The 1,460-nt window shown below is 42.7% G+C and carries 2 protein-coding genes; both read right to left on the bottom strand.

What is annotated here, in order from left to right:
* Positions 1 to 212 precede the first annotated feature (212 nt).
* Positions 213 to 584, bottom strand: a complete 372-nt coding sequence (locus IQ211_RS19190; protein ID WP_189761409.1) for a hypothetical protein — start codon at positions 582 to 584, stop codon at positions 213 to 215.
* Between the two features lie 10 nt (positions 585 to 594).
* Positions 595 to 1,460 (bottom strand): RHS repeat domain-containing protein (locus tag IQ211_RS19980; protein WP_276529792.1); only part of this gene is annotated, 866 nt, incomplete at its 5' end.

Raw genomic sequence — 1,460 nt, forward strand, 5'->3', positions numbered from 1 at the left:
TTTTACGGAACTCCCCAAACGTCAAGCCGATGATCCTCTGCATGATCTACTGCCGTGGAACGTGAGTATCAGTGATATGAGGTAAATTACACGGGTTAATTGGCCGCTTACACAACAGCAACTAAGGGCAGGGATTGAGCTGCTCTGAAAAAGAACAAAGCCGGAAGATCATGGGGATCTTTCCGGCTTCATATTTGTAAGCTATTTTTTACTTAACTTGGATATATTCTTCTCCAATGTTCAGAGTCTTCTAATTTTGACCAAGTTGCATATCGCCATTTTATTTTTCCGTCTTTTAGAATAGAGGTTATTTTATTTTCAAATTCAAAATTAAAGTATTTATCAGAGTCAACAATTATATACATAACATGATAATCATCACATAAAAAATCACCTAACTGGTCAATTCTATCAACAAGTTCAATATCAAATTCTTGCAATTTTGCTTTTGCAATATAACGTCCTTTAATATCTTTATAAGGCAAATTAATATTGAACGCCTTCTCTAATTTAGGTATTAACTCTTCGAAAGGAATATCTTCCAATAAAACAAAATTTAACTGTCTGGTTTTTTCTGTGTACATGTTTATCAACCTATTTACACTTAACTATCTGTTGAACATCGCCTTTTCTTGCCAGCTCATCTAGCTCATGAGATTTGAAGATTCTAAACCCGAAAGGCTCATCCCTTAATCCAGGAAGTGCAGCTCTCAATTTTTTATCTATAGATGCTTCTATTTGTTTCATTCCTTCAATTTTATAAGCATCACGACGTCTATTATCAAACACAGGGTTGTAAGCCAAATAATCAGACTTAATAAACGCATCTACATCAAAACTTTTTAAATTAACAGGTCTGGCTATGCTCGGATCATGAGCCTTACTAATCCCACTCGCTACACTACCTCGATAGCCAATTTCCGCATTTGGATCTATTTTGCGTATTTCCGGTAAATGCTCACGAAGTATTGCGTTGATCTTCTCCTGAGTCGCAATTAATTCTGAATTCAGTCCAAGTGGGTCAACACGCCCAACCGGATTATGCACATACGAATACGGGTTAAACCCGCCCGCCAGCCCAATGGGGTCGGGTGAAATATACTGCCCCGTCTCCGGCGAGTAATACCGAAACCGATTGGAGTATAACCCACTTTCCTCATCCTCGTACTGCCCCATAAACCGGAAATTACACTGAACATGGTAATCCGGGTGATGGGACGGCACGCCGCCGCGTTTTTCGGCATGGCCCCAGGTGGTCAGATGCTGGCCCCAGATCAGTTCGCCTTGCTCATCCAGCAGTTCCCGCACGGTGCCCTGATGGTCGCAGATAGCGTAGTGCAGTTTACCCCGCTCAAAACGGGCCGCCGGTGTCAGGCTGCCCGGTTCATACAGCCAGCGGACGCGGCGCGCTTCCAGCCGGGTGCCGTCACGCTGATACGGTACTTCCTCAATCAGCTGGT

Origin of the sequence: Xenorhabdus griffiniae, from assembly GCF_015163655.1 — a bacterium.
GTDB lineage: Bacteria > Pseudomonadota > Gammaproteobacteria > Enterobacterales > Enterobacteriaceae > Xenorhabdus > Xenorhabdus griffiniae.

Bases quoted from the DNA above. Each gene is read 5' to 3' on its own strand.
- IQ211_RS19190 (WP_189761409.1), bottom strand. From the start codon at position 584: ATGTACACAGAAAAAACCAGACAGTTAAATTTTGTTTTATTGGAAGAT.